The sequence below is a fragment of the Cupriavidus sp. MP-37 genome (assembly GCF_020618415.1).
Lineage (GTDB): Bacteria > Pseudomonadota > Gammaproteobacteria > Burkholderiales > Burkholderiaceae > Cupriavidus.
In genome coordinates this window covers 2,354,030-2,379,474 of record NZ_CP085345.1, presented here as the reverse complement: position 1 = coordinate 2,379,474, position 25,445 = coordinate 2,354,030, and the positions used below count along the sequence as shown (strand labels likewise).

Here is a 25,445-nt window from a genome sequence, read left to right as displayed (position 1 = left end):
ATGTTGCGCGACGCACTGGACGGCCTGACCGTCATCGACTTTACTCAGATCGGCGCCGGGCCTACCTGCACCATGCTGCTGGCCGATATGGGCGCCAGGGTCATCAAGGTGGAGCCGCCCGGCGGCGAGCTAGGCCGCGGGCTCGGCCCAGGCTGGCTCGGCGTCGACAGCGCGCTGTTCCACGGCTTCAACCGCAACAAGCTAGGCGTGGCGCTCGACCTCAAGTCGGCCGACGGCGTCGCGGTGGCACGTCGCATGATCGCGAGCGCCGACATCGTGGTGGAAAGCATGCGCCCGGGCGTGATGGAACGCCTCGGCCTCGGCCACGCCCGACTGACCCAGGCCCACCCCGCGCTGATCTACTGTTCTATCTCCGCCTACGGGCAGCAGGGGCCGTATGCGCATCGCGCTGGCGTCGATGGCATCATGCAGGCGGATTCCGGCCTGATGAGCCTGATCGGCCTGCCCGATAGCGAGCCGTGCAAGGTGCAGGCACCGGTGGTCGACGTGATGACCGGCTATGTGGCTTGCATGGGCGTGCTGGCCAAGCTGGCGCAGCGCGCGCGCGACGGCCTGGGCGGCCATCTCGATGTCAACCTGCTCAATGCGGCGCTGGCGCTGCAGCAGTCGTCCATTACCAGCTATTGCGCCGACGGCAAACTGCCGGAACGCGTAGGCAGCGCGGCGCCCTATTCCGCGCCCAACCAGGCCTTCCGCACTGCCGACGGCTGGGTCATGGTGGCCGCCTACATGCCGGAGCGCTGGCGCCGGTTGTGCGAGGTGTTGGGCCGGCGCGAGCTGGCCGACGACCCGCGCTTTGCCACCTCGCCGCTGCGCGTGGCTAACCGGGCGGCGATGGTGGAGGCGCTGACCAGCGAGTTCGTCAAGCGGCCGACCGATGCCTGGCTCGCCGTTCTTAAGGACGCCGACATCCTTTGCGCGCGCGTCGCGACCTACGAGGATGTCATGGCGCATCCACAGGTGGCTGCCAATCACATGCTGCAGCGCGTCCGGCATGACACGCTCGGCGAAATCCGGATGCCGGGATTCCCGATCAACAGCGCACAGGAAAACGCGCTGCCAGCGCAACCGGCACCGGCGTGCGGGCAGCATACCAAGGCTGTACTGGCCGAACTGGGCTACGGCCCGTCGCAGATCGACGCATTGGAAAAGCAAGGCGCCATTCAGTGCGCCGATGCCAGCGAGCGGCGCCTGGCGGCTGCGGGACCATGAACTGCTCACACATCATCGCCGCGCTGCACTGCCTACCCGGCATTCCACGCGAAGACACGGGCCTGTTAAGTCTTGTTAAGCCCCTTGTATCCGCTTGATATCTGAATAGAGTGATAGGGCCGCGCCCAATCGTGCGGGTTCCGATTGCACCAGGCCTGCCGGGCCGTCATCGACGCACGCCATCGCCAACGAGCGCGATGGTACAGCAGGGCCCGGGGCTAGCCTCGTCCTTACGATACCGGGCTTCGTGGCGCAACCTTGAGCAGGTTCAGCATGCACAGGAGAACAGTAAATGGCGTCCCCAAAGAATGTGCCCGTCGATGTGCCGGTTCACGGCGATGGGCAGGATGGTGGTCCGACGGTTCTTTCCCGTCGCCGATTCATGCAGGGCGTCGGCGTTTCAGGGGTGAGCATAGCAAGCGGCGCGCTGTCAGGCACGGTGTCTGCGGAAACCGCGGCGCCGGCGACACGGGAACCGGCCGCTTCGCGCTCAGGCAACGCAGGTTATCCGTTGACACTGACTATCAACGGCACCACGCAGCAACTCGTGGTGCAGGCCAATGAGATTCTGCTCGATACCCTGCGTGAAAAGGTCCACCTGACCGGCACCAAGAAGGGCTGCGATCACGGCCAATGCGGGGCTTGCACGATCCTCGTCAATGGCGTCTCGGTCAACGCATGCCTGTCGCTTTCCATCATGCATGACCGCGACGACATCACTACGGTCGAGGGCCTGTCGCGTGACGGCAAGCTGCATCCGGTACAGCAGGCGTTCTGGGACCACGATGCCTACCAGTGCGGCTATTGCACCGCCGGCCAGATGATGAGCGCGGTGGGCATCTTGCAAGACCGGCGCATCCCGTCCGACAACGCCTCGGTGCAGGAAGCCATGAGCGGCAATATTTGCCGCTGCGGAGCCTACAAGAACATCGTGTCCGCCATCCAGGACGCGCGCGGCAAGGTACGGGGGAACGTCTGATGCGGAACTTTGAATATGCGCGCGCCGTCGACGTCGAACAGGCTGTCGCGCTGCACGCGCGCGGCAGCGACACCGTCTACCTGGCGGGCGGCACGACCCTGCTGGACCTGATGAAACTCGATATCACGCAGCCGGCGCGCGTGGTGGACATCCACAAGCTCAAGCTGGACCAGATCGAACCGCTGGGCGACGGCCGCACCCGCGTCGGTGCGATGGTCAGCAACACCAACCTGGCCCGGCACGAGCATATCCGCCAGCACTATCCCGTGCTGTCGCAGGCGCTGCTGTCCGGCGCCAGCACGCAGTTGCGCAACAAGGCCACCACCGCTGGCAACGTGATGCAGCGGGTGCGCTGCGGCTACTTCCGCGACGGCGTCTCGCCGTGCAACAAGCGCACGCCGGGGTCCGGATGTGCCGCAGTGGAAGGTCTCAACCGCAACGTCCATGCGGTGCTGGGCGGCAGTCCCCAGTGCATCGCGGCGCATCCTTCCGACATGTGCGTCGCCATGGTGGCGATCGGCGCAACGGTGCATGTGCAGGGGCCGAAGGGCAGGCGCGACATTGCCTTCGCGGATTTCCACCTGGTGCCCGGCGACACGCCCTGGAAGGAACATGCGCTCGAAGCCGGCGAGATGATCACCCACATCACGCTGGACGCACCGATGCCCGGCAGCCGCTCGGCCTATCTCAAGCTGCGCGATCGCGGCTCATACCAGTTTGCCCTGGCGTCGAGCGCAGTGATCGTCGCGCTCGACGGCAACACCGTGCGCGATATCCGCATTGCGCTTGGCGGCGTGGCAACCAAGCCCTGGCGTGCCGCCGATGCGGAGGCCGTGCTGCGTGGCAAGCCGGTCTCCGAAGCGCTGCTCCGCCAGACCGGCGAAGCGGCGATGGCTGGTGCGCGCTCATATGGACAGAACGGCTTCAAGCTCAAGCTCGGCCAGCAGGCCGTGGTACGGAACCTGTCGCTTCTCACCGCCTGAAGGGAGTGCACGCGTGAACAACACTGCTATCGGCGCGTCACCGCGCCGCATCGACGGCCGCCTCAAGGTTACCGGCGCCGCCCTGTATACAGCCGACCGCGCCCTGCCCGGCATGCTGTACGCGTACGGCGTATACAGCACCGTGGCGAGCGGGCGCATTACCGGCCTTGACATGGCCGACGCCCGCCGCGTACCGGGAGTGGTTGACATCCTGCACAACGGCCATTTTCCGCGCCTCTACCGTACGCCGAAAAGCCCGATTTCCGGCGCAAACATCCTGACTGCATCGATCACGGACGAGCACCGGCTGCCGTTCGAAGACAATACGATCTACTACGGCGGCCAGATGGTGGCGCTGGTGGTGGCAGACACCTTCGAGCATGCGCGCGAGGCGGCCTACCGCGTCAAGGCTTCCTATGCCGGCGAACGGCCCGTCGTCGACCTGGAGCACGGCATCAAGGCAAACGGCCTGCGCGATGGCGGCAGGGGGCATGCGCGCGGCGCACCGGCGCCGGCCTACGACCGCGCCGCGGTCAAGGTCGACGTTACCTACCGCACCCCGGTCGAGACGCATAACCCGATGGAGATGCATGCCACGCTGGCGTGGTGGGAGAACGGCGACCTGCGTCTGTATGAGGCCACCCAGGGGGCAACCGTCCACCGCAATACCATCGCGCAGATTTTCGGCCTGACTCCCGAGCGCGTCACCGTCGATGCGCCGTTCATTGGCTCAGGCTTTGGCTCGAAGCTGTTCCTGTGGCCGCATTCCGTTGCCGCGAGCGCGGCGGCGCGCATGACCGGCCGGCCCGTCAAGCTGGTGGTGCCGCGGGCCTATATGTTTACCACCACCGGGCAGCGTCCCGAGACGCGCCAGCGCGTGCGCTTGTCGGCCGGGGCGGATGGCAAGATCACGTCGATCCGGCATGAATCCGTCAACACCACCTCATTCATCGAGCAGTACGTCGAGAATTGCGGGGGCATGACGCAGAGCCTGTACGCCTGTCCCAACCTCATGGTCAGCCACCACACCACCAACGTGCATCGCGGTGCGCCGACTTCGATGCGCGCGCCGGGCGCTGCCCCGGGACTGTTTGCACTGGAGTCCGCCATCGATGAGCTGGCCCTGGCCTGTCGCATGGATCCGGTGCGATTCCGGCTCGCCAACCTGTCGACGCGCGACGAAAGCCTGAACTTGCCATGGTCCAGCAACCACCTGCGCGAGGCCATCGACCAGGCGAGCCGAAAGTTCGGCTGGGACCGGCGCGATCCGCGACCGGGATCGATGACGGTCGGCAGTGAGATCGCCGGCTATGGCGTCGCCGTCTGCAACTGGGATGCCTGGCGTACACCCGCCGAGGCACGCGTCCACCTGCGCAGCGACGGCAGCGCGTCGGTGACCTGCGCGGTACAGGACATCGGCACCGGGATGTACACCATCGTGGCGCAGACCGTCAGCGAGTTGACTGGACTCCCATTTGAAAGGATTGAGGTCAAGCTCGGCGATTCCTCGTTTCCCTCTGCACCGGTCGCAGGCGGGTCCTGGGCGACGGCCAGCGTGCTACCCGCGGTAGCCGAAGCCACCCGCAACGCCATCGCCCAGCTGGGCACGTATGCGACCCAGGAAGGCGGCGCCTTTGCCGGCGCCAAGCCCGAGTCGCTGAAGATGCAGCAGGGCCGCCTGACCGACGGCCGGCGCAGCGTCGACTATGCATCGGTCCTGACGGCCCAGCGCTTCGCCAGCGCCGAGGGCTTTGCCCGCACCGGCGCGGCGCCGGCGGACAAGCTGTCGTTCATGTCCTTTGGCGCCCACTTCGTCGAGGTGCGCTGGGATCCCGGCATTTCCCGCCTGCGTGTGGCGCGCGTCGTCAGTGCCATCGACGTCGGTCGGGTGATCAATCCGGTCACTGCCCGCAACCAGGTGGAAGGGGCCATCGTGATGGGCGTCGGCATGGCCTTGTTCGAGGCCACCGAGTACGACGAGCGCAACGGTATGCCCGGCAACAACAACTACGCCGAGTATGCCGTGCCCGTACACGCAGACCAGCCGGAGATCGACGTGATCCTGCTCGACTATCCGGATCTCCGCTTCAATGAATTTGGCGCGCGCGGGATCGGTGAAATCGGTATTACCGGGCTTGCCGCGGCGGTGGCAAACGCCGTGTATCACGCCACGGGCAAGCGCATTCGGGAACTGCCTATCACCAAGGAGAAGCTGATGGCCTGAGGGCCCGCGCCCTTGGCGACGCCTGGCGCCTTGCGCCAGCGCGTGCCAGGCGCGAAGCCGCGTACGACGGCGCGATTGGTCAGCCGAGCCGGCAGAGCAGCGCAGCTGCCGCACGCAAATCGGCGGTTTCGAACCCTTCGCGAAACCGGTCGTACACCGCGCCCAGGATACCGTGCGCCTGCGCAATCGATCCGGTTTCCGCGGTCAGCGCTGCCAGGCTCATGGCACACCTCAGAGACAGCGACAGCGCACCTTGCTCTTCGGCCTGGTCGAGGCCGCTGCGCATCCTTTCCGCTGCAGCGGCGAGATTGCCGGCGTCGCGCAGCCGTTCCCCCTCGATCCTGAGCAGTTCCGGCGAGCTCCAGGGAACCAGGCCGCGATGGGCGCGTGCGAAATCGTCCGCGCAAGCCAGCGTGGCGTCGAAGGTGCAAAGCATGTCGCGCAAAGGAAGTGGCCATGCCGCCGGCAGCTCCACCACGCCGCCGCCACCGCGCGAGCGGCTGAGCACCATGAAATAGCCGTCGCCGTAACAGCCCCAGAATGTGAGCGAGTATTCGGTCGTGCAATGGCGAAGCGCGGCGGTATAGCGTGCAGCGCGATCGAGGTCGCCGGTCCAGAACGCGACCGGGGCGCAACCCACGGAGATGGCGAAGCACAGCGAGAGTGAATGATCGATTGCCTGGGCCCGCTCCACCGCGGCCTCGGCATGTTCTAGCGCCTGTTCGGGCATGCCCTTGATCCAGAGGATCCGCGCCAGTGCCGTCAGCGCCGCCACCCCTTGATCGAACTGAAAGCCGCTGCGGCGCGCGCTCAGACGGATGGCCACCGGCTTGCCGAGGACGCGCCAGGCGTGACGGAGCGCCTGCTCGTGATGGCCGGTGAAGTGCATGCTCCATGTCATCATCCGATCGTGAATGACGGCATGCGCCGGATCGCCGGTGTGGGCCACGAGCGCCCCGAATTCCTGCGCCCTGCGGACGGTCGAGCCGTAGTCGCCAATGGAATTGCTGATGAGCCACAGCCCCCACAATGCGTGGAGCTGATCCGCAACCGAGCTTGCCTGGCGCGCTACCTCGAGGCTGCGTTCGAATGCCGCGATGGCGGCGGGTCCCGCGCCGCGGATATTCCACAATGCATGCCCATGCGCTTCGCGCAAGGCGATTTCCCGTGCCGGTTCGATCCCGCCCGTGTCCGGCATCCGCTCGAGCAACTGCTCCACCATGCCGAGATACTCGGCCATGTGCGACAGCGCATACCAGAGCGGTGCAGAAGCGGCGGCCAGCGCCGCACCTAACGTGGCATCACCGCCATCCGACAGGCACCAGTGCAGGGCCAGGCGAATATCGTCCAGAAGATAGGCGTGGCGCGCCAGCCAGTCGGCCCGTAACTGGCGCGGCCTGGCGCGCTCCATCTCGTCGGCCATCACAAGCATATGCATGGCATGCAGACGGGACACTTCACCGCGCTCGGGGCAGGCCGACAGTTGCGCGAGGCCATACTCGCGTGTCGTCTCGAGCAGCCAGTACTGCACGGATTCCGAGGAAATGTCCGACATCAACAGCGACTTGCTGACCAGGTTATAGAGATGCTCGTCGGTATCGCCCACGAGCCCCTCCTGTGCCACGGCCCGCGCGCCGTCCGCTGTAAAGCGGCCACGGAACACCGCCAGGCTGCGCAGCAGCCGCCGCTCGTCTTCAGGCAACAGCGCGTAGCTCCAGTCCAGTGCCGCACGTAGCGTGCGGTGGCGCGGCAGCGCCGTGCGGCGGCCCCGCGTCAGCACCGCCAGGCGGTTGCCAAGCTGGGCGTACAGGCCGCGCATGCCGAGCCGCTCCACCCCCGCCGCAGCCAGTTCCAGCGCAAGCGGGATCCCGTCGAGCGCGCGGCAGATGCCGACCAGCGCCGGGACGTCTGCCTGGCACAGCGCGAACGAGCCCTGGCTGGCGCGGACACGTTCGACGAACAGTTCCGCGGAGGGATAGCGCAAGGCCTGCTGAACGTCCAGCGTGTCAAGCGAAGGCGGCACCGCCAAGGCACCGAGGCGTTGCACCCATTCCCCCTGGATACGCAGGGGCTCCCGGCTGGTGGCCAGCAGGTGGACCTCCGGTGCGCCGGTCAGCAAGGACTCCGCCAGTTCCGCCGCGGCATCGATCACATGCTCGCAGTTGTCGAGCACGATCAGCACGCGGCGGGTGCGAAGATAGGCGATCAGGCTGCGCATTGACACGGCGTCGAGCGCGGGTGCGCCGAGCGCGGCCGTCACGGCATTTGTCACGAGCGCGGGGTCGTTCAGCGGGGCCAGGTTGACGAAGACGGCCTGCTGGCCAAAAGACACCGACAAACGGCGTGCGGCCGCGAGCGCCACGGTGGTCTTGCCCATCCCGGCCGGGCCGGTAACGGTTACACAGCGTCGTGAGGACAGTACGCGGGCAAGGTCGGCCACCACGTCGTCGCGACCAATCACGCGCGCCAACTGCGCTGGCAGCGGCAAGGCTACCGGGAGGTCGGGCGTGACACTGGTGGGTCCGGCCGCCAGCGCATCGGTGGAATTCCCAGCCACCGCAGGCTGCGCGATTGCGGCAAGGGTCGCCGGCAAATCCGCATTCGCCGTAGAGATCGCGTGCGTAACTTCTGCAACGAAACAGTACCCTTGGGTGGGCACGTTCACGATGTAGCGTTCCGACTCGCGCCGATCGCCAAGTACCTTGCGCAGCTCGGTCAGGTGGACCCGGAGCGCGCCCGATTCGATAACCACCTTCGGCCACACCCGGGCGATCAGTTCGGCATTGGAGACAACCTCACCGGGCCGTTCAGCCAGCGCAACCAACAAATCGAAGGCGCGGCTGCCCAGCCGGACCGGAACACCGCTTTTCAGCAGGATCCGCTTGCGAGGCAGCAGACAGAACGGGCCGAAATGGAGGGCGGCTTCAGTTGTCATGCTCATGGGTCGCCGCAGGTCCGTGCGCGCTCGACGCCGGCGTCGGCGCTGGGGTCCGTTGCGCATGCCGCCCACCCACGATGCCCTATCGCAACCAGGAATTGACGTCGTTCCGACATGGCGCGCCTAGCTTGATCGAGATCCCGAAGCGGCGAATTTAGCATAACGGTTGCACTATCGTTATTACCCATGCGCGGCCCGGCCGACTGGCGCAATGCGCATGAATCCGAGGCTCGAAATGAAGCTGCGAGCGGTCCAGCGCGCTGCATTGTATGAAACATCTGCGGCCATTGCGGCGTGGGGCGTGACACGACTTAGCAACGCATAACTCGCATGCGGGGTACGGCCGGACCAGACTTTTGGCACCAGCCCGATATGCCCGTAGCGATGAGCCAGACCGTTCCCCAAGACCTGTTCGCGCCGTTGCAACTCGGCGCCCTGCGGCTGCAACACCGGATCGTCTTGAATAGCCCGCAAGCGCTCTGGCAAGGTGCGACAGCAAATGTCGGGGAGACGCCGGCGCAATCCCTGGAGGGCGGCCTGGTCGTCTATGCCGTCGCGGATGCCCACTGTGCTGAAGACCTCAACCGGATCACCCATGGCATCGCAAGCGCCACCGAAGTCAACGGCTGGTTGCGCGCAACGCAGGCGGTCCACGACCGGGGCGGCATGGTGGTGGCGCGAATCGGCGGTTGCCGCGTGCCCTCCGGAATAGCGCTCAATGCCGATCAGGTTGACTCGGCGCTGGATGCGTACCGGTCCGCGGCAGAGAACGCCTTTGATGCCGGGTTCGATGGCGTCGAGCTTGCCGCGACGGTCGGCACGTTGCCGGATCAGTTGTATCGACAATGGGCCGATGTGCCCGGTGCTGCGCCGGCCGCACTGACCGAATGTCCGGCGGCCACGGAGTTCCTCTGTGATGCGTTGCGGACACTGCTGGCCGCCTGGCCGCCGGACCGGGTGGGTGCCTGCATGACACTTCCGAAGACCGCTGCCGAACTGCATCGGCAACAAGCACTGCTGCCGCCCGTGGCCGCCGGAAAGCTGGCCTATCTGCATCTGCACTCGGCCGGATCCGGGCACGCGACGTACTGCAAGCCCTTTACCGCGAGTGTCCGCCTGCATTACCGCGGTCCGCTCATTGTCACCGGCGTGTGGACGGCGGAGCTGGCCGCAACTGCGATTCGCAGCGGCCGAGTCGACGCAGTCGGGATTCATGGAGACCGCTTGCAGCAAGCCGGTGAATTCGCGACGGCATGGCGTGCGCAACTGGGTGCCAATGAATGACAAGGGCGTCCTGCATGAGTTCGCACGGCGGCATGGTCCGGCGTTTTTTCCCGCGGAACCGTTCCGGTTCCTGGTTCCCTTGCGCGGAAAGCCGCGCATTTTATGAGGAGTTAGACGATGCGCAAACACAGACGAATCTCCATCAAGGCGAGCGTACTTGGCGTCGCCGCTGCCGCCAGCGTGGCGATGGGCGTGGCGGCTACGGCCAATGCGCAGACGGGCGAGAAGCGCGATCCCTTCACACAAGGTGCACGGTCGGACAAATTCGACGCCTATACGCAGGGCAGCCACATCGATACGCGTTCAAGCCTGGTGCCGGTCGACAATGCGGTGGACCCGCACACGCAAGGCGCCAGGCAAGGCGCACGCGATCCCTATACGGATGGCAGCCGGACCGGCGCGCGCGACACGTTTACCGACGGCGCGCGAACCGGCGCACGCGACGCATTCACCGATGGGGCCAGAACAGGCGACGGTACGTCCCGCTAACCCATGGGCGGCAGCGCTGCCCGCGCCCTGGACCGGCCCGCCATGGCCGGGCTTGATGCGGGTGACGCCGCATGCGCCGCCGTCGCTGCGGCGATGACATCGTGCAGGCCGTCGGCAGCGACGCCTCGTGCCGACGGAATCGCAAAGACATTACAGCCGCACGATCACGGACTTCAACTGGGTATAGTGCGCAAGCGCCTCCATGCCTTGTTCGCGCCCATAGCCGCTCTGCTTGAAGCCACCGCATGGCGTCTGCACAAAGCCGCCGCTGTACTCGTTCACGACGATCCGGCCGGCGTCGAGAGCGGCGGCGACGCGATGGACGCGGCCGATGTCGCGGCTCCAGATACCGGCTGCCAGCCCATAGTCGGAATCGTTTGCAATGCGGATGGCGTCGGCCTCGTCTTCGAACCTGATGACACAGAGAACGGGTCCGAAGATTTCTTCACGCGCAATCTCCATGTCATTGGTGACGCCAAGGTAGACGGTTGGCTCGATGAACCAGCCGTCCCCTTCTTTCGGCGCCTGCGCCATGCGGCCGCCAACGGCCGGTACAAGCCCGAGGCTGTGCGCCCGGTCAAAGCTTTGCTGGACCTTGTCAAACTGGGCGCGGGTGGTCATCGGTCCGTAGGATGCTTCGGAGTCAGCCCCGACGCGCACGCCGGCGACCGCAGCCAGCAGCTTGTCGACAAAGGTGTCGTGGATCGACGACTGGACGAGCAAGCGCGTGCCTGCCGCGCACCACTGTCCGCCATTCCAGGTGAAGGCCGCGGTGCATCCTTTTGCCGCGGCATCCAGGTCGGCGTCCGCGAACACCATATTGGCCGACTTCCCGCCCAGCTCGAGCGTCAGCGGCAGGATGCGGTCGGCAGCGATCCTGCCCAGTTCGCGGCCCGCGCGCGTGCTGCCAGTGAATGAAATCTTGCGCACGTCGGGATGTCCGGCCATCGCCGGTCCGAGCGATGGCCCGGTCCCGACCACGACGTTCAGGACGCCTGGCGGCAATCCGGCCGCTTCCGCCAGCTTCGCCAGGGCAATCAGCGAACCCGAGGTGAACTCCGATGGCTTGGCAACGACCACGTTGCCAGTGGCAAGCGCGGGCGCGATGGCGCGGGCAGCCTGATGCAGGGGTGCATTCCAGGGGAGGATCACGCCGATCACGCCGAACGGATCGCGTCTTGTGTAGACATGATAGTCCGGTCCGGCGTTGATCACTTCACCGTCCATCGTATTGACGATGCCACCGTAGTACTCGAAGTACTGCGCAATCAGGGCCATCAGTTGCGGCATTTCGCGCCCGGGCTTGCCAGTCTCCGCGCTTTCGATGGCTCCCAGCGTGTCGATGCTGTTGCGCACCGCACGGCCGATCTCGACCAGGATGCGGCCGCGCTCGGCGGGACGCATTGCCCGCCAGCCCGGCAGCGCTGCCATCGCCGCGGCAACGGCGGCGTCGACATCGGGCCTGGCGCTATCGCCCACCTCGGACAGCGCGATGCCAGTGCGCGGGTCTGTCTTCTCGATATACCGGCCAGTCGACGGCGGCACGTCGTTTCCGTTGATGTAGTTCAGCACTCTGTTCATACGCTTCCTCGACAAAGATTCAGGCGGTTGGTGTCACGGTCGTATCAGCGCTGCTCATCGCTGCCTTGGACCTGTTCGATCGTGGCGCCGGCCAGCTTCTCGAGCTGGTGGACGACGCGCGTCATGTCGTCGCTGCCGGCTCCGTTGGCCACGGCCGTATCAAAGAATTGCTTGACGACGGCAGACGCGAACATCGGAGCGCCCACCGCCTCGGCTTCCCCGAGCGCCAGCCGCAGGTCTTTGCGCATCAGGTCCATGCGGAAACCGAAGTCGAACTTGCGCGACAGCACCTTGTCAGCAAGCAAGGTCTGGACCGCAAAGCCACGCGCCGTGGCGCTTCTGCAGAGCACGTCGAGGATGGTCCCAGCAGGGATGCCTGCCTTCACACCGAACAGCACAGCCTCGGCCGCCGTCACCAGCGCCGAACCGGCAATCATGTTGTTGACCAGCTTGAGAGTCTGACCCAGCCCCGGCTGCGCACCGAGATATGCGATGTCGCCCGCAAAGGCCTCGAAAGCCGGCCGCGCAGTGGCGAAGGCGCTGGCATCGCCGGAGACCATCACGCTCAGCGCGCCCGACTCAGCGCCCGCCACGCCACCGGCCAGCGGCGCGTCCAATGCCTGGATGCCATGCTGCGCCAGTGCGGCGGCGAGCCTGCGCGTCACGGTCGGTGCCGTGGTCGAATGGTCGACGAACACTTTCACGGCACTTGCGCCCGCGACCCCATCTTCACCGGTGGCTACCCGTTCGACAATATCGGGCGTCGGCAAGCAAACCATCACCACCTGGGCATGCTCGCCAACGTCACGGGCGCTGGCACCGCGCGCGGCGCCGATACGTACCAGCTCGTCGACCGCCTGGACATTGCTGTCGAATACCGTCACGGGCAGGCCGTGTTGCACCAGGTGCCGCGCCATGTGCCTGCCCATGGCGCCAAGGCCGATAAAACCGAACGTCGTCATGCCGAGTCTCCTCACCGCTGTCGCGCGGCCTGTCGTGGTAAATGGCGTGATGCGCCACCTCTGTGCCACGGATACTAGGAGCCCTGCCGCGCCGCTTCAATCGACATTTCCTACCGGATCGATTGAGTTCTTCTCAAGCTGGATTTGCCGGGCTTGAGCGCTCCACCGGTTGCAGAAAACTCAAGCGTCCCCGCAAAAAAAGTCGTTTGAGCCGGTGTAGCCCCGCCACCTACGATGCCCAACGCGCCGGGCTCTGTCGACCCGGACATGCGAATGCGCCAAGCCGCTGGCGGCGCGAGAACCACAACAGATGATCCAAGGAGACGGCATGGAAACGACCCTGCCAGTAGATGTAGTCGAGCGCCCGCTTCCCCTCACCCGTGCGCAAAAGAAGGCAATTGCGGCAGCGACACTCGGCACTATCGTCGAGTTCGCCGACTGGGTGATCTACGCCACTTTTGCCTCGTTGTTCTCGCGGCACTTCTTTCCTGCCGATAATGAAATGGCGTCGCTGCTGTCCGCGTTCGCCGTGTTCGCGGTCGGCTTCATCATGCGGCCGGTCGGTGGTGCCGTGCTGGGCGCGTACGCCGACCGCCATGGACGCAAGAAGGGCCTGACGCTTTCCGTGGCGCTGATGTCGGGCAGCACCGTGGTGATAGCGGTTTGCCCGACCTACTCCGCCATTGGCCTGACCGCGCCCGTCATCCTGGTGATGGCGCGCCTGGTGCAGGGTTTCGCTGCCGGCGGCGAATTCGGCTCAGCCTCGACCTACCTCGTCGAGACGGCGGCGCCATCGCGCCGGGCTTTCGCCGGCTCATGGCAGTACTTCGGCATCAATGCTGGCGTCCTGGTGGCAGCACTGATCGGGTACATGCTGACGCGTTGGCTCGATACCGAGCAAATGGCGGCGTGGGGCTGGCGGGTCGGATTTGCTCTCGCCGGCCTGATGGGCGTGGTTGCGCTATGGATCCGGGTCTCGGTGGCGGAAACCGGGGCCTTTCAGCGCAAGGTCGCCCACCGCGCTGCCGCGCATCCCTCGCTGCTGGTCATCACCAGGCACTGGCGCGCGTCGTTGCGCGTGATCGGCATCGCCATGGCGGGCAACCTTTCGCTCTACCTCTGGCTGGTGTTGTTTCCGACCCTCGCCCATGTACGGACCGGGCTCAGCCTGCAGGACGCCTTCAGTGCCAGCGTGATATCGATCGTCCTTTCGCTGGTGGCGATCCCGTTGCTTGGCAAACTGGCCGACAGGATCGGACGCAAGCCTGTGCTGCTGGCATTCGCCGGCGGTTCCGCGCTGTTCGCCTGGCCCGGCTTGCACTTCCTCGCCAACGACTTCTGGCTGGCGACTGCGATCGTCAGCGTGGGGATGCTGCTGTCGTGCGGTTTCTCCGCCACGGCGGCGGCGGTCATGGCGGAGCAGTTTCCCGCGGAGGTGCGCGCGACCGGCGTGGCGCTTCCCTACGCCATTTCGGTGACGTTGTTCGGCGGATCGCTGCCGTACATCATGACATCGATGTCGAATGCGGGCTGGGCAAACTATAGCTGGACCTATATTGCCGCCGTCTGCGCAGCAGGTTGCCTGGTGTATGCCTTGATGCCCGAAACAAAGGGAAAAACCCTCGATTAGACCGGGCTGCCGTGGCAAATGTGTCCGCCGGAGTGCCAGCTTGCCGGTGGCGCGACCGCGTAAGCCTGTGCCGCTTCGACCCTGCGCTTCGACCCTGCGCTTCAACCCTGCGCTTCGAACTGCGCCAGCAGCCACTGCCGGAACACCGCCATGCTGGGGCTTTCCTTGCGCTCCGCCGGCGTCAGCAGGTAGTAGGTGAAATCGCCCATGTCGACGGTCTGGCGGAACGGCGCCACCAGCCGGCCCGCATCGAGGTCGGCCGCCACCAGGAAGCGCTGCGCCATCGCGAAACCCTGGCCTTCGACCGCCGCCGCATAGGCCATGGCCGAGCTCTGGAAAGTCATGCCGCTGCGCGCGTCGACCGCCTTGTCGGCGCGCGCGGCCTTGAGCCAGTGGCTCCAGTCATCAGGTCGCGCGATCGAATGCAGCAAGGTCTGGTGCTGCAGGTCGGCGGCCCGCTTCACCTTCGGCCCCGCGTCCAGCAGCGCCGGGCTGCACACCGGCAACAGGATGTTCGACACCAGCCGGAAGGCGTTGACGCCGTGCCACTTGCCGTCGCCCAGCCGGATGGCGCCATCGATATCTTCCCTGCGGAAGTCGACCGGATCGAGCGAGGCCGTCAGCAGCACCTCGATGCCGGGATTGGCGGCATGGAAGCTCGACAGGCGCGGGATCAGCCAGCGCATGGCAAAAGTGGTATAGGCGCGCACCTTGAGCTGCCTGCGCCGGGCGCGCTTGCTCAGGCGGCGCGTGGCTTCGCGCAGATCGTCCATGGCCCGGGTCACGGCGCGGTAGTAGTCCTCGCCGGTGCGGGTCAGCGAGATCTGCCGGTGGCCGCGATGCAGCAACTGCACGCCCAGTCCCTGTTCGAGCGCGCGGATCTGCCGGCTGACGGCGCCAGGCGTGACGTGCAGCTCTTCGGCCGCGACGGTGATGCTGAGATGCCGCGCCGCCGCCTCGAAGGCGCGCAACGCGTTCAGTGGGGGCAGTTTGTCCATGCCGGCGAGTCTGCCATACGGTTGAGGTTTGCTCAATCGAGGCAGACCCGTGGTCATTGGCAACTCACAGTTGCTATTAAAACGCCATTGTGGCGGCTAGTGTTGCGGTCTCCGCACGCCTAAATTTGTCTCCGTGGCCCCCGCCATCCGAGATCGCAGTCCAACACCATGCATCCGCAAAGGAGATTCACCATGTCCGCTATCCAAGCCCAAGCCATCCCCGCCAACCCCTCCAGAGCCAGCGTCAAGGTCTGGTTCATCACCGGCGCCTCGCGCGGCTTCGGCCTCGAGCTGACCCGCGCCGCGCTGGCCCGCGGCGACCGGGTCGTCGCTACGGCGCGCAACCCGCAGGCCGTGACCGGCGCCGTGGGCGAGCATGAAAATCTGCTCGCCGTGGCGCTGGACGTCACCAGCGAAGCCCAGGCGGTCGCCGCAGCCGAGGCCGCGGTAGCGCGCTTCGGCCGCATCGACGTGCTGGTCAACAACGCGGGCTACGGCCTGCTGGGCGCGGTGGAAGAGGCCTCGGCCAGGGAAGTCGAGCAGCAGTTCGCCACCAATGTGTTCGGCGTGCTGGCGGTGACGCGCGCGGTGCTGCCGCAGATGCGACGCCAGCGCAGCGGCCATATCATCAATATCTCGTCGATCGGCGGCTATGCGGCGTATCCGGGCTGGGGCGTCTACGGCGCCACCAAGTTCGCGGTCGAGGGACTGACCGAAGCGCTGTCGGCCGAGCTGGCACCGCTGGGGATCCATGCCACGGTGGTCGAGCCGGGCTTCTTCCGCACCGATTTCCTCGATGCCAGCTCGCTGGTGCGCGTCGGCACGGAGATCAGTGAATACGCGGAGACGGTGGGCGCGATGCGCACGCACATGGCCTCGGCCAACCACCAGCAGCCCGGCGACCCAGCCCGGCTGGCCGCGGCCCTGCTTGCGCTTGCCGACAGCGACACGCCGCCGGTGCGGCTGCCGCTGGGTTCCGACACGGTCGCCCGCATCGCCGACAAGCACCGCAAGGTGGAGAGCGAGCTGGCCGCGTGGCACGCGCTGGCGGTATCGACCGACCACGCCGGCGCGCGCGGCGGAGCCTGACGCCGCGCCGCGCACGGTTTGCTGCACTGCAGTCAAGCCGGACGTGTCTCCACAGTAGGCCGGCGGAGCGCCGGCCTCACCACTTGCAGGGGCCGTTGCGTCAGCCATTGCACGCTATCGGCACGCGCATATGTCGCTTCCGCCGAATTTCGCCAATAATGCCCTGAGAGTCATTGCCGGACGAACCGAGGGCCACCATGCACGAGAGTCCCGATGCCATCCGCACTGTCGCCCTGCTTGGGCACGCAGGCAGCGGCAAGACCTCGCTCGCCGAGGCGCTGCTGCACAAGGGCGGTGCGGTGCACACGCCGGGCAGCATCGAGCGCGGATCCACCGTGTGCGACAACGATCCGCTGGAGCGCAAGTACAAGCGCTCGCTCAGCGCCGCGGTCGCCCACCTGCACTACCGCGACACCCGCATCTACCTGATCGACACCCCCGGCTACCCGGATTTCTCCGGGCACGCCATCAGCGCGCTGGCCGCGGTGGAAACCGCGGCCATCGTCATCAATGCGCAGACCGGCATCGAAATGACCACGCGCCGGGCGATGGCCTGGGCGCAGGCGCGCCAGTTGTGCCGGATGATCATCATCAACGGCATCGACGGCGAGAAGGTCGACCTGCCCGCGCTGCTGACGGAAATCCAGGAGGCCTTCGGCAAGGAATGCCTGCCCATCAACCTGCCGGCCGACCACGGCGGCAAGGTGGTCGACTGCTTCTTCAATCCGGCCGGCGAGTCGGATTTTTTATCGGTGGCGTCCGCGCACGACGCGCTGATCGACCAGGTGATCGAGATCGACCCCGAGCTGATGGAGCTGTACCTGGAGCAAGGCGAGGCGATCACCCCCGAACAACTGCACGCGCCGTTCGAGCGCGCGCTGCGCGAAGGCCACCTGGTGCCGATCTGCTTTACCTCGGCCGTCACCGGCGCCGGCATCGAAGCCTTGCTGGACGTGTTCGTGCGGCTGCTGCCCAACCCCACCGAAGGCAACCCGCCGCTGTTCTACCGCTCCACCGGCGCGGACGCCGAGGGCAAGGAGCAGCGCCAGGCGGTGCGCGCCGAACCGGTCCCGGACAAGCATGTGCTGGCCCATGTGTTCAAGGTGGTAATCGATCCCTATGTCGGCAAGCTGGCGATATTCCGCATCCACCAGGGCACAGTCACGCGCGACAGCCAGCTCTATATCGGCGAAGGGCGCCAGCCGTTCAAGGTGGCGCACCTGCTGCGGCTGCAGGGCAAGGAGACCCAGGAAGTACCGCGCGCCGGCCCGGGCGATATCTGCGCGGTGGCCAAGGTGGATGAACTGGGCTTCGACGCGGTGCTGCACGACGCCACCGAGGACGGCAACATCCACCTGACGCCGCTGGAATTCCCCACTCCCATCTATGGACTGGCGATCGAGCCGGCGCGGCGCGGCAACGAGCAGCGCCTGGCGGAGGTGCTGCACAAGCTCAGCGCCGAAGACCCGTGCCTGCGCGTCGAGCACCCGGCCGGCACCAACGAGACCGTGGTGTTCGGCCTGGGCGAGTTCCACCTGCGCTGCGCGCTGGAGCGGCTGACCGAGCAGTACAAGCTGGAAGTGGCGACGCGCCCGCCCAAGATCGCCTACCGCGAAACCATCGGGGCGAAGGCAGAAGGCCATCACCGGCACAAGAAGCAGACCGGCGGCGCCGGACAGTTCGGCGAGGTGATGCTGCGCATCGAGCCGCTGGCGCGCGGCGCGGGCTTCGACTTCGTCGATGCGGTCAAGGGCGGTGCGATTCCCGGCCAGTTCATTCCGGCGGTCGAGAAAGGCATCCGCCAGGCGCTGGACAGCGGCCCGCTGGCGGGGTTCCCGATGCAGGACGTGCGCGTGACCGTGTACGACGGCAAGAGCCACCCGGTCGATTCCAAGGAAGTCGCGTTCGCCACGGCGGGACGCAAGGCGTTTATCGATGCCGTGCTGAAGGCCCGGCCCAGCGTGCTCGAACCGATCGTCGATATCGAGGTCACGGCGCCGGGCAGCGCCATGGGCGACATCATCGGCGACCTGTCGACCAAGCGCGGCCAGGTCCATGGCACGCGCACCGCGGCCGGCAACACGGTGATCGTCGCCGGGCAGGTACCGCTGTCGGAGCTGAACGACTACCAGTCGCGGCTGAACAGCATCACCGGCGGCCACGGCAGCTACACCATCCAGTTCAGCCACTACGACAACGTGCCCCCGGCGCAGCAGGAGAAGATGGCGGCGCGGCACAAGGCGCAGGTGGATACGGATTGAGGGCATGGCGCCGAGGACATCTCGCACGCGATGGTGTACTCCCTCTCCCGCTTGCGGGAGAGGGTTGGGGTGAGGGCCGGAGTCTCTACGAAGCAGGGCCTGCGGTATGCCAGCGCCCGCCCTCACCCCCTGCCCCTCTCCCGCAAGCGGGAGAGGGGAGCACACAAGCGGTGAGCCGGGGACAGCGTCAATACGTCTCCAGATGCAGCCTCCCCTCCCCCCTCAACCTCTCCGCCACCGTCTCCCAGTTCAGCCCCGCCTGCTGCGCGACTTCGCGCAGCGCCAGCACCACGCCCTCTTCCATGCTCTTCAACCCGCAGACATAGAAGTACGTATCCGGTGAAGCCAGCAGCGCCGCCAGGTCCGCCGCGCGCTCGCGCATCAGGTCCTGTACATAGCGCTTGGGCTGTCCCGGCGTGCGCGAGAACGCCAGGTTGATGTCGATGAAATCCTTCGGCAGGTTCTGCAGCGGCCCGAAGTACGGCAGCTCTTCCTTGCTGCGCGCGCCGAAGAACAGCATCAGCTTGCCGCCATCGAACTTGCCGGCCTTGCGCAGCCGCCGGCGCCATTCCGTCATCGCCCGCATCGGCGCGCTGCCGGTGCCCGTGCAGATCATCACGATGTTCGAGCGCGGATGGTTGGGCATCAGGAAGCTGGCGCCGAACGGGCCGATGACTTCCACCTTGTCGCCCACCTTCAGGTCGCACATGTAGTTCGAGCCAACGCCACGCACGGGATTACCGTCGTGATCCTGCAGCACGCGCTTGATTGTCAGCGACAGGTTGTTGTAGCCCGGCCGCTCGCCGTTGCGAGCGCTGGCGATGGAGTACTGGCGCGCGTGGTGCGGGCGGCCGCCGGCGTCGGTGCCGGGCGGCACGATGCCGATGGACTGGCCTTCGAGCACCGGGAACGGCGTCGTGCCGAAGTCCAGCACGATGTGGTGCGTGTCGTATTCGCGGCCAACCTCGGTCACGCGCACGTTGCCGGTCACGGTAGCGGTGATGGTCTTGTGCGCGGACCTGGCGCCATAGAGGTTGGTGTAGGCATGCGCGGCGGACCACGGCGGCACGGTGGCGCCATAGCGGGCGCTGTTGAAGGCTTCCTCGCTGGTGCCGGCTAGCGGCGATGCGGCGGCCATTTCGGGCGCGGCGGTCTGCAGCTCGGCGCCGGGCGCGAGGTCTGCCAGCTGTTCGGGCGACAGTTCATCCGGCAGCGCATCCCAGCCAAGCTGCTCCTCGATGCTATAGGCGCGCAGCTTCGGCACCTCGCGCCAGTTGTCGATCGACCCCGTCGGACACGGGGCAATGCAGGCCATGCACAGGTTGCACTTGTCGGCATCGACCACGTAGTTGCGCGAGTCGTGCGTGATCGCACCCACCGGGCAGGTGGCTTCGCAGGTATTGCAGCGGATGCAGATCTCGGGATCGATCAGGTGCTGCTTGATGACTTGAATCTCTGCCATGTCCATGGCGGTCTCCGGATGAATCAGGTGCTTCCAGGGCATAGGGCCTACATCCCTGCCTTCGGTGTTCCCCTCTCCCCTCAGGGGAGAGGGCAGGGTGAGGGGTGGTTTAGGCACCGGCGCTTCGTTGATGCTCCCGCCCTCACCCCCGCCCCTCTCCCGCATGCGGGAGAGGGGAGCAAACCCGCGGCGGGCGGAAAGCCTGCGCCTCAGTTAAACCGCACGTACTCGAAATCCACCGGCTGCCGGTTGATGCCCATCACCGGCGGCGCGATCCAGTTGGCGAACTTGCCGGGCTCGACCACGCGGCCCATCAGGCTGGCGACGAAGGCGCGGTCGCCGTCGGTGGGCAGCCACTGGTCGCGGAAGTCGCGCCATTCGGCATCGGAGATCACGCGGCCGTCGGGCGATACCTTGACGCCGGCGAGCGCGCCGATATTGCGGTGGAACGCCTTGTGCGGCACCTTCAGGCGGAACGGGATGCCGGCCTTGTCGATGACCTTGTTCCAGCGCTCGATGCCGGCCATGCTGTCCTTGATGTAGTCGTCGCGCAGCACTTCGTTGAGCGCGTTGAGCATCGGCACTTCCTTCTCGGTCAGCTGGCCGTTCTGCGCCTGCAGCACGCGGTAGGTCTGGCCCTTGAGCACGTGGTCGTCCATGCGCTTGCCTTCCTCGTAGCGGCCCTTCAGGCCGGTGCTGTAGAAGGTGGCGGCGTTGCTGGACTCGTCGGCGCCGAACAGGTCGATGGTCACGCTGTAGTGGAAATTGAGGTAGCGCTGCAGCGTCGGCAGGTCGATCACGCCGGCGGCGCGCAGCTTTGCGGGATCGTCGGTCTTCAGTTCGTTCATCACCTGGCAGGTGCGCTGGAGCACGCGCGACACGCCGCTCTCGCCGACGAACATATGGTGCGCTTCCTCGGTCAGCATGAACTTTGTCGTGCGCGCGAGCGGGTCGAAGGCGCTCTCGGCCAGCGCGCACAGCTGGAACTTGCCGTCGCGGTCGGTGAAGTAGGTGAACATGAAGAACGACAGCCAGTCGGGCGTCTGCTCGTTGAACGCCTGCAGGATGCGCGGATTGTCCTGCTGGCCGCTGCGGCGCTCGAGCAGCGCCTCGCCCTCTTCGCGGCCGTCGCGGCCGAAGTACTTGTGCAGCAGGTAGACCATGGCCCACAGGTGGCGGCCCTCTTCCACATTCACCTGGAACAGGTTGCGCAGGTCGTACATGCTGGGCGCGGTCAGGCCCAGGTGGCGCTGCTGCTCGACCGACGCCGGCTCGGTATCGCCCTGCGTCACGATGATGCGGCGCAGGTTGGCGCGGTATTCGCCGGGCACGTCCTGCCACGCGTCCTCGCCCTTGTGGTCGCCGAAGTGGATCTTGCGGTTGGCCTCGGCCGGGTTCAGGAAGATGCCCCAGCGGTAATCCGGCATCTTGACGTGGCCAAAGTGGGCCCAGCCCTGCGGATCGACGCTGATCGCGGTGCGCAGGTAGATGTCGTGCTGGTGCGAGCCTTCCGGGCCCATGTCGTGCCACCAGCTCAGGTAGTTGGGCTGCCATTGCTCGAGCGCGCGCTGCAGGGTGCGGTCTTCGCTGAGGTTGACGTTGTTGGGGATCTTGTCGCTGTAGTTGATGCCGGACATGGTGGTCTCCGTTATGCGGGCGATTCGGTATGCGTTCAGGGGGCAGGTCAGACGCGGTTCCAGTCGAAGGCGGCCTTGTCGCCCTTGCCGTAGACCTTGAGCGCACCCTTGTCGCCGACCGCGTTGGGGCGCTGGAAGATCCAGTTCTGCCATGCGGTCAGGCGGCCGAAGATGCGGGTGAACATGTTTTCCTGGCCGTTGAAGCGCAGGTTGGCTTCCATGCCGGTGAGCGCGTCGGGCGACATCGCCACGCGCTCTTCCAGCGCGATGCGCACTTCGTCGGCCCAGTCGATGTCGTCGGGGTTGGCGGTGACCAGGCCCAGTGCGTGGGCGGCATCGGCATCGAGCGGCTGCCCTGCCCTGGCGCGCACGGCATCGAGCGCGGGCTGCTCGTCGTAGAAGCGGCGGCCCAGGCGGCTCTGGCCGGTGGCCATCGGGTACAGGCCGAAGTTGACGTCGGCGACGGTGATCTTCGGCGCGCGCGCCTCGTCGTCGGGCAGCGCCAGGTGGTAACTGCGGTCGCACGCCAGCGCCAGCTCCAGGAAGGTGCCGGCAAAGCACGACTGCGGCTCGATCAGCGCGAACAGGCTGCGCGACGACACGTCCAGACGGCTTAGCGTGCGGCGCAGCAGGCCGATGGTTTCGCGCACCAGCCAGTGGTGCTTGTGCGCCAGCAGCGTGGCATCGGTGGCCAGCACCGCGGCGGCGTCGCCGCTGGTCTTGATCAGCCAGGTGCCGATGTCCAGTTCATTGGTGCGCATCGACAGGATCGCGTCTTCCAGCTCGCGCGCCAGCTGCAGCGGATACCAGCCGGCGCCGGCCTGCACGATCGCGTCGATGTCCTGCGGCTGCGCGCCGGTCGGTGCCTTCACCGTAAAGGTGGCGGTGCGGCCGGCCCGGTCGATCTCGACCGTGACGTGCGTATAGCGCAGCGCATCCGCTTCGATCACGCGCTCGATCGGCGCGAGCGCGACACCCTGCGCATCGGCCGGGCGGTCGCTCTGCGCGGCCAGCGCCAGCGCGCGTTCCCGCACCTTCTGCGCAAACACCGCCGGCTTGGCGATATCGTCGACCAGGCGCCAGTCCTTGGCGCGCTGGCCGCGCACGCCTTCGGTGGTGGTGCAGAAAATATCGGCGAGGTCATGGCGCACATGGCGCTTGTCGGTGACGCGGGTCAGGCCGCCGGTGCCAGGCAGCACGCCCAGCAGCGGCACTTCCGGCAGGCTCACGGCCGACGAACGGTCGTCGACCAGCAGGATCTCGTCGCAGGCCAGCGCCAGCTCATAGCCGCCGCCGGCGCAGGCGCCGTTGACCGCGGCGAGGAACTTCAGGCCGCTGTGCGCCGAGGAATCCTCGATGCCGTTGCGGGTCTCGTTGGTGAACTTGCAGAAGTTGACCTTCCACGCATGGCTGCTGACGCCGAGCATGAAGATGTTGGCGCCGGAGCAGAACACCTTGTCCTTGCCGCTGGTGATGACCACGGTGCGCACTTCCGGATGCTCGAAGCGGATACGGTTGAGCGCGTCGTTCAGCTCGATATCGACGCCGAGGTCGTAGCTGTTGAGCTTGAGCTTGTAGCCGGGACGCAGGCCGGCGTTCTCGTCGATATCCACCGCCAGCGTGGCGACTGGGCCGTCGAATGCCAGCTTCAGGTGCTTGTATTGGGAGGGGTCGGTCTGGTAGTCGACGCGGGGGGCGGTGGTCACGGTGAGGTCTCCTCTGCAAACTGCACTATCGTACATAAAACAGGAATCTGTTTGAACGCACTATAGTTCATCCAACAGATTTTCCGCAAGCAGTATTGTGCAGGTTGTAGACGCGTGGCGTTAAGGCCACCGGAACCGGAGATGGCACGGAAATGCTTTCCCGGCGTGTACGACGCTCGCCACTGCGGCGCTCCAGGCTAGCCATGCTGCCGTTCCGCGTCCCGGGTTAACCCAGATTCATGCAATATAGTGCTTGACACAGTCTATCAGCAGCCCTATTTTTCATCCATGCAAAATAATGCATGACCCGATCAAGGTGACTGCCGCATCAGACGGAGCCCCCCTTTCCTATGCCCCCACAGAATTCCGCACCCAGATCGCCCGGCTCAGCGCACAAGGTGCCTGCCGCCCGCTCGACTTCACCCGCTGAGATCCCCCATGACTGAACTCCTTTCCAACTACCTTGGCGGCACCTGGCAACGCGGCAGCGGTGCCGGCACCGCGCTGTTCGATCCGGTGCTCGGCAACGAACTGGTGCGCGTCGACGCCACCGGCCTGGACCTTGCTGCCGGCTTCGCGTTCGCCCGCGAGCGCGGCGCCGCGTTGCGCGCGCTGAGCTACCGGCAACGCGCCGCGCTGCTGGGCGAGGTGGTGAAGGTGCTGCAGGTCAATCGCGATGCCTATTACGACATCGCCACCGCCAACAGCGGCACGGTGCGCAACGACTCCGCGGTCGACATCGACGGCGGCATCTTCACGCTGGGCACCTACGCAAAGCTGGGCGACGCGCTCGGCGACCGGCATTACCTGCCGGACGGCGAAGCGTCGCGGCTGGGCAAGGATCCGCTGTTCCAGTCGCAGCACGTGCTGGTGCCCACGCGCGGCGTGGCGCTGTTTATCAATGCCTTCAACTTCCCGGCCTGGGGCCTGTGGGAGAAGGCCGCGCCGGCGCTGCTGGCGGGCGTGCCGGTGATCGTCAAACCCGCTACCGCGACGGCCTGGCTGACCCAGCGCATGGTGCGCGACGTGGTCGAGGCCGGGATCCTGCCGGCGGGCGCGTTGTCAGTGGTGTGCGGCAGCGCCGCGGGCCTGCTCGACGCGCTGCAGTCGTTTGACGTGGTCTCGTTCACCGGTTCGGCCGACACCGCGGCGGTGATCCGCTCGCATCCGGCCATCGCGCAGCGCTCGGTGCGCGTGAACATCGAAGCGGACAGCGTCAATGCCGCCGTGCTGCTGCCGCAGGACGGCCCCGGCAGTGCCGCCTTTGACCTGCTGGCGAAGGAAGTGGTGCGCGAGATGACGGTCAAGTCCGGCCAGAAATGCACCGCGATCCGCCGCGTGTTCGTGCCCGAGGCCGTGTACGCTCACGCCGCCGAGGCCATCGGCGCAAGGCTGGCGAAGGTGACCGTGGGCAACCCGCGCAACGACACCGTACGCATGGGTTCGCTGGTCAGCCGCACGCAGTTCGACGCCGTGCAAGCCGGCGTGGCCGGGCTGCGCCGTCACGCCCAAGTACTGCATGACGGTGCGCGGCAGCCGCTGGTCGATGCCGATCCGGCGGTGGCCTGCTGCCTCGGCCCGACGCTGCTGGGCGTGACCGATGTCGACGCGGCCGCCGCGGTGCACGACACCGAAGTGTTCGGCCCGGTCGCCACGCTGCTGCCCTATCGCGACACGGCGCACGCGCTGGCGCTGGTGCGCCGCGGCCAGGGGTCGCTGGTGGCCTCGCTCTATGGCAGCGATGCAGCCGCGCTCGGCGCCGCCGCGCTGGAGCTGGCAGACAGCCATGGCCGCGTGCATGTGGTTTCGCCCGACGTGGCGCAGCTGCATACCGGCCATGGCAACGTCATGCCGCAATCGCTGCACGGCGGCCCGGGCCGCGCCGGCGGCGGCGAAGAACTGGGCGGCCTGCGCGCGCTGCATTTCTATCACCGCCGCAGCGCGCTCCAGGCCAGCACCGCGGTGCTCGACGCCCTCGCCTGACGGATC

Annotated in this window: 17 protein-coding genes; 10 read left to right on the top strand and 7 right to left on the bottom strand. The window is 66.6% G+C overall.

Features of this window, described 5'->3' with window-relative positions; genetic code table 11:
* From LIN44_RS27020 to LIN44_RS27005, 4 genes are all read left to right on the top strand, one after another.
* Positions 1 to 1,233, top strand: coding sequence for a CaiB/BaiF CoA-transferase family protein (locus LIN44_RS27020; RefSeq protein ID WP_227315296.1), 1,233 nt, complete (start codon positions 1 to 3; stop codon positions 1,231 to 1,233).
* A gap of 292 nt (positions 1,234 to 1,525) precedes the next feature.
* On the top strand, positions 1,526 to 2,212 hold the full coding sequence (locus LIN44_RS27015) for a (2Fe-2S)-binding protein (protein WP_082819091.1): 687 nt from the start codon (positions 1,526 to 1,528) through the stop codon (positions 2,210 to 2,212).
* Entirely contained in the window at positions 2,212 to 3,195 is a 984-nt protein-coding gene (locus tag LIN44_RS27010; RefSeq protein WP_227315295.1) for a xanthine dehydrogenase family protein subunit M, read from the top strand. Before LIN44_RS27015 ends, LIN44_RS27010 begins: the two co-directional genes overlap by 1 nt.
* Positions 3,196 to 3,208: 13 nt before the next feature.
* A complete protein-coding gene (locus LIN44_RS27005) occupies positions 3,209 to 5,419 on the top strand; it encodes a xanthine dehydrogenase family protein molybdopterin-binding subunit (RefSeq protein ID WP_062802797.1) in 2,211 nt (736 codons plus the stop codon).
* Positions 5,420 to 5,498: 79 nt separating this feature from the next.
* On the opposite strand, the gene LIN44_RS27000 is transcribed toward LIN44_RS27005, so the two are convergent.
* On the bottom strand, positions 5,499 to 8,354 hold the full coding sequence (locus tag LIN44_RS27000; protein WP_227315294.1) for a winged helix-turn-helix domain-containing protein: 2,856 nt from the start codon (positions 8,352 to 8,354) through the stop codon (positions 5,499 to 5,501).
* A gap of 387 nt (positions 8,355 to 8,741) precedes the next feature.
* Between LIN44_RS27000 and LIN44_RS26995 the strand changes: the two genes are divergently transcribed.
* Both LIN44_RS26995 and LIN44_RS26990 read left to right on the top strand, forming a co-directional pair.
* Positions 8,742 to 9,641 (top strand): hypothetical protein, encoded by a 900-nt coding sequence (locus LIN44_RS26995; protein WP_167354396.1) that lies wholly within the window; start codon positions 8,742 to 8,744, stop codon positions 9,639 to 9,641.
* A gap of 117 nt (positions 9,642 to 9,758) precedes the next feature.
* Positions 9,759 to 10,130, top strand: a complete 372-nt coding sequence (locus LIN44_RS26990) for a hypothetical protein (protein ID WP_227315293.1) — start codon at positions 9,759 to 9,761, stop codon at positions 10,128 to 10,130.
* Between the two features lie 150 nt (positions 10,131 to 10,280).
* Here the strand turns inward: LIN44_RS26990 and LIN44_RS26985 are convergent, their stop codons facing one another.
* On the bottom strand, positions 10,281 to 11,711 hold the full coding sequence (locus tag LIN44_RS26985; protein ID WP_227315292.1) for an aldehyde dehydrogenase: 1,431 nt from the start codon (positions 11,709 to 11,711) through the stop codon (positions 10,281 to 10,283).
* A 44-nt stretch (positions 11,712 to 11,755) separates the two neighbouring features.
* Positions 11,756 to 12,673 (bottom strand): NAD(P)-dependent oxidoreductase, encoded by a 918-nt coding sequence (locus LIN44_RS26980; RefSeq protein ID WP_255638500.1) that lies wholly within the window; start codon positions 12,671 to 12,673, stop codon positions 11,756 to 11,758.
* A 328-nt stretch (positions 12,674 to 13,001) separates the two neighbouring features.
* Between LIN44_RS26980 and LIN44_RS26975 the strand changes: the two genes are divergently transcribed.
* On the top strand, positions 13,002 to 14,303 hold the full coding sequence (locus tag LIN44_RS26975; protein ID WP_227315290.1) for an MFS transporter: 1,302 nt from the start codon (positions 13,002 to 13,004) through the stop codon (positions 14,301 to 14,303).
* A gap of 101 nt (positions 14,304 to 14,404) precedes the next feature.
* On the opposite strand, the gene gcvA is transcribed toward LIN44_RS26975, so the two are convergent.
* Complete coding sequence (gene gcvA / locus LIN44_RS26970; RefSeq protein ID WP_227315289.1) at positions 14,405 to 15,301, bottom strand: transcriptional regulator GcvA; 897 nt, start codon at positions 15,299 to 15,301, stop codon at positions 14,405 to 14,407.
* 192 nt (positions 15,302 to 15,493) lie between these two features.
* Here gcvA and LIN44_RS26965 point away from each other — a divergent pair, with 192 nt between their 5' ends.
* Positions 15,494 to 16,390 carry an oxidoreductase gene (locus LIN44_RS26965; RefSeq protein WP_227315288.1) on the top strand — a complete coding sequence of 299 codons (897 nt, stop codon included), beginning with the start codon at positions 15,494 to 15,496 and terminating at the stop codon, positions 16,388 to 16,390.
* Positions 16,391 to 16,587: 197 nt separating this feature from the next.
* Complete coding sequence (fusA, locus tag LIN44_RS26960; RefSeq protein WP_227315287.1) at positions 16,588 to 18,651, top strand: elongation factor G; 2,064 nt, start codon at positions 16,588 to 16,590, stop codon at positions 18,649 to 18,651.
* 187 nt (positions 18,652 to 18,838) lie between these two features.
* Here fusA and boxA read toward each other — a convergent pair whose 3' ends face one another.
* The 3 genes from boxA to boxC form a co-directional block, all read right to left on the bottom strand.
* Positions 18,839 to 20,119, bottom strand: a complete 1,281-nt coding sequence (gene boxA, locus LIN44_RS26955) for a benzoyl-CoA 2,3-epoxidase subunit BoxA (RefSeq protein ID WP_227315286.1) — start codon at positions 20,117 to 20,119, stop codon at positions 18,839 to 18,841.
* Positions 20,120 to 20,322: 203 nt separating this feature from the next.
* Positions 20,323 to 21,750 carry a benzoyl-CoA 2,3-epoxidase subunit BoxB gene (gene boxB / locus LIN44_RS26950; protein WP_227315285.1) on the bottom strand — a complete coding sequence of 476 codons (1,428 nt, stop codon included), beginning with the start codon at positions 21,748 to 21,750 and terminating at the stop codon, positions 20,323 to 20,325.
* Positions 21,751 to 21,797: 47 nt separating this feature from the next.
* Positions 21,798 to 23,456, bottom strand: coding sequence for a 2,3-epoxybenzoyl-CoA dihydrolase (boxC, locus tag LIN44_RS26945; protein WP_227315284.1), 1,659 nt, complete (start codon positions 23,454 to 23,456; stop codon positions 21,798 to 21,800).
* Between the two features lie 438 nt (positions 23,457 to 23,894).
* Here boxC and LIN44_RS26940 point away from each other — a divergent pair, with 438 nt between their 5' ends.
* The gene (locus LIN44_RS26940) at positions 23,895 to 25,439 is read left to right on the top strand and encodes a 3,4-dehydroadipyl-CoA semialdehyde dehydrogenase (protein ID WP_227315283.1); all 1,545 of its coding nucleotides are present in this window, start codon (positions 23,895 to 23,897) and stop codon (positions 25,437 to 25,439) included.
* Positions 25,440 to 25,445: the final 6 nt, after the last annotated feature.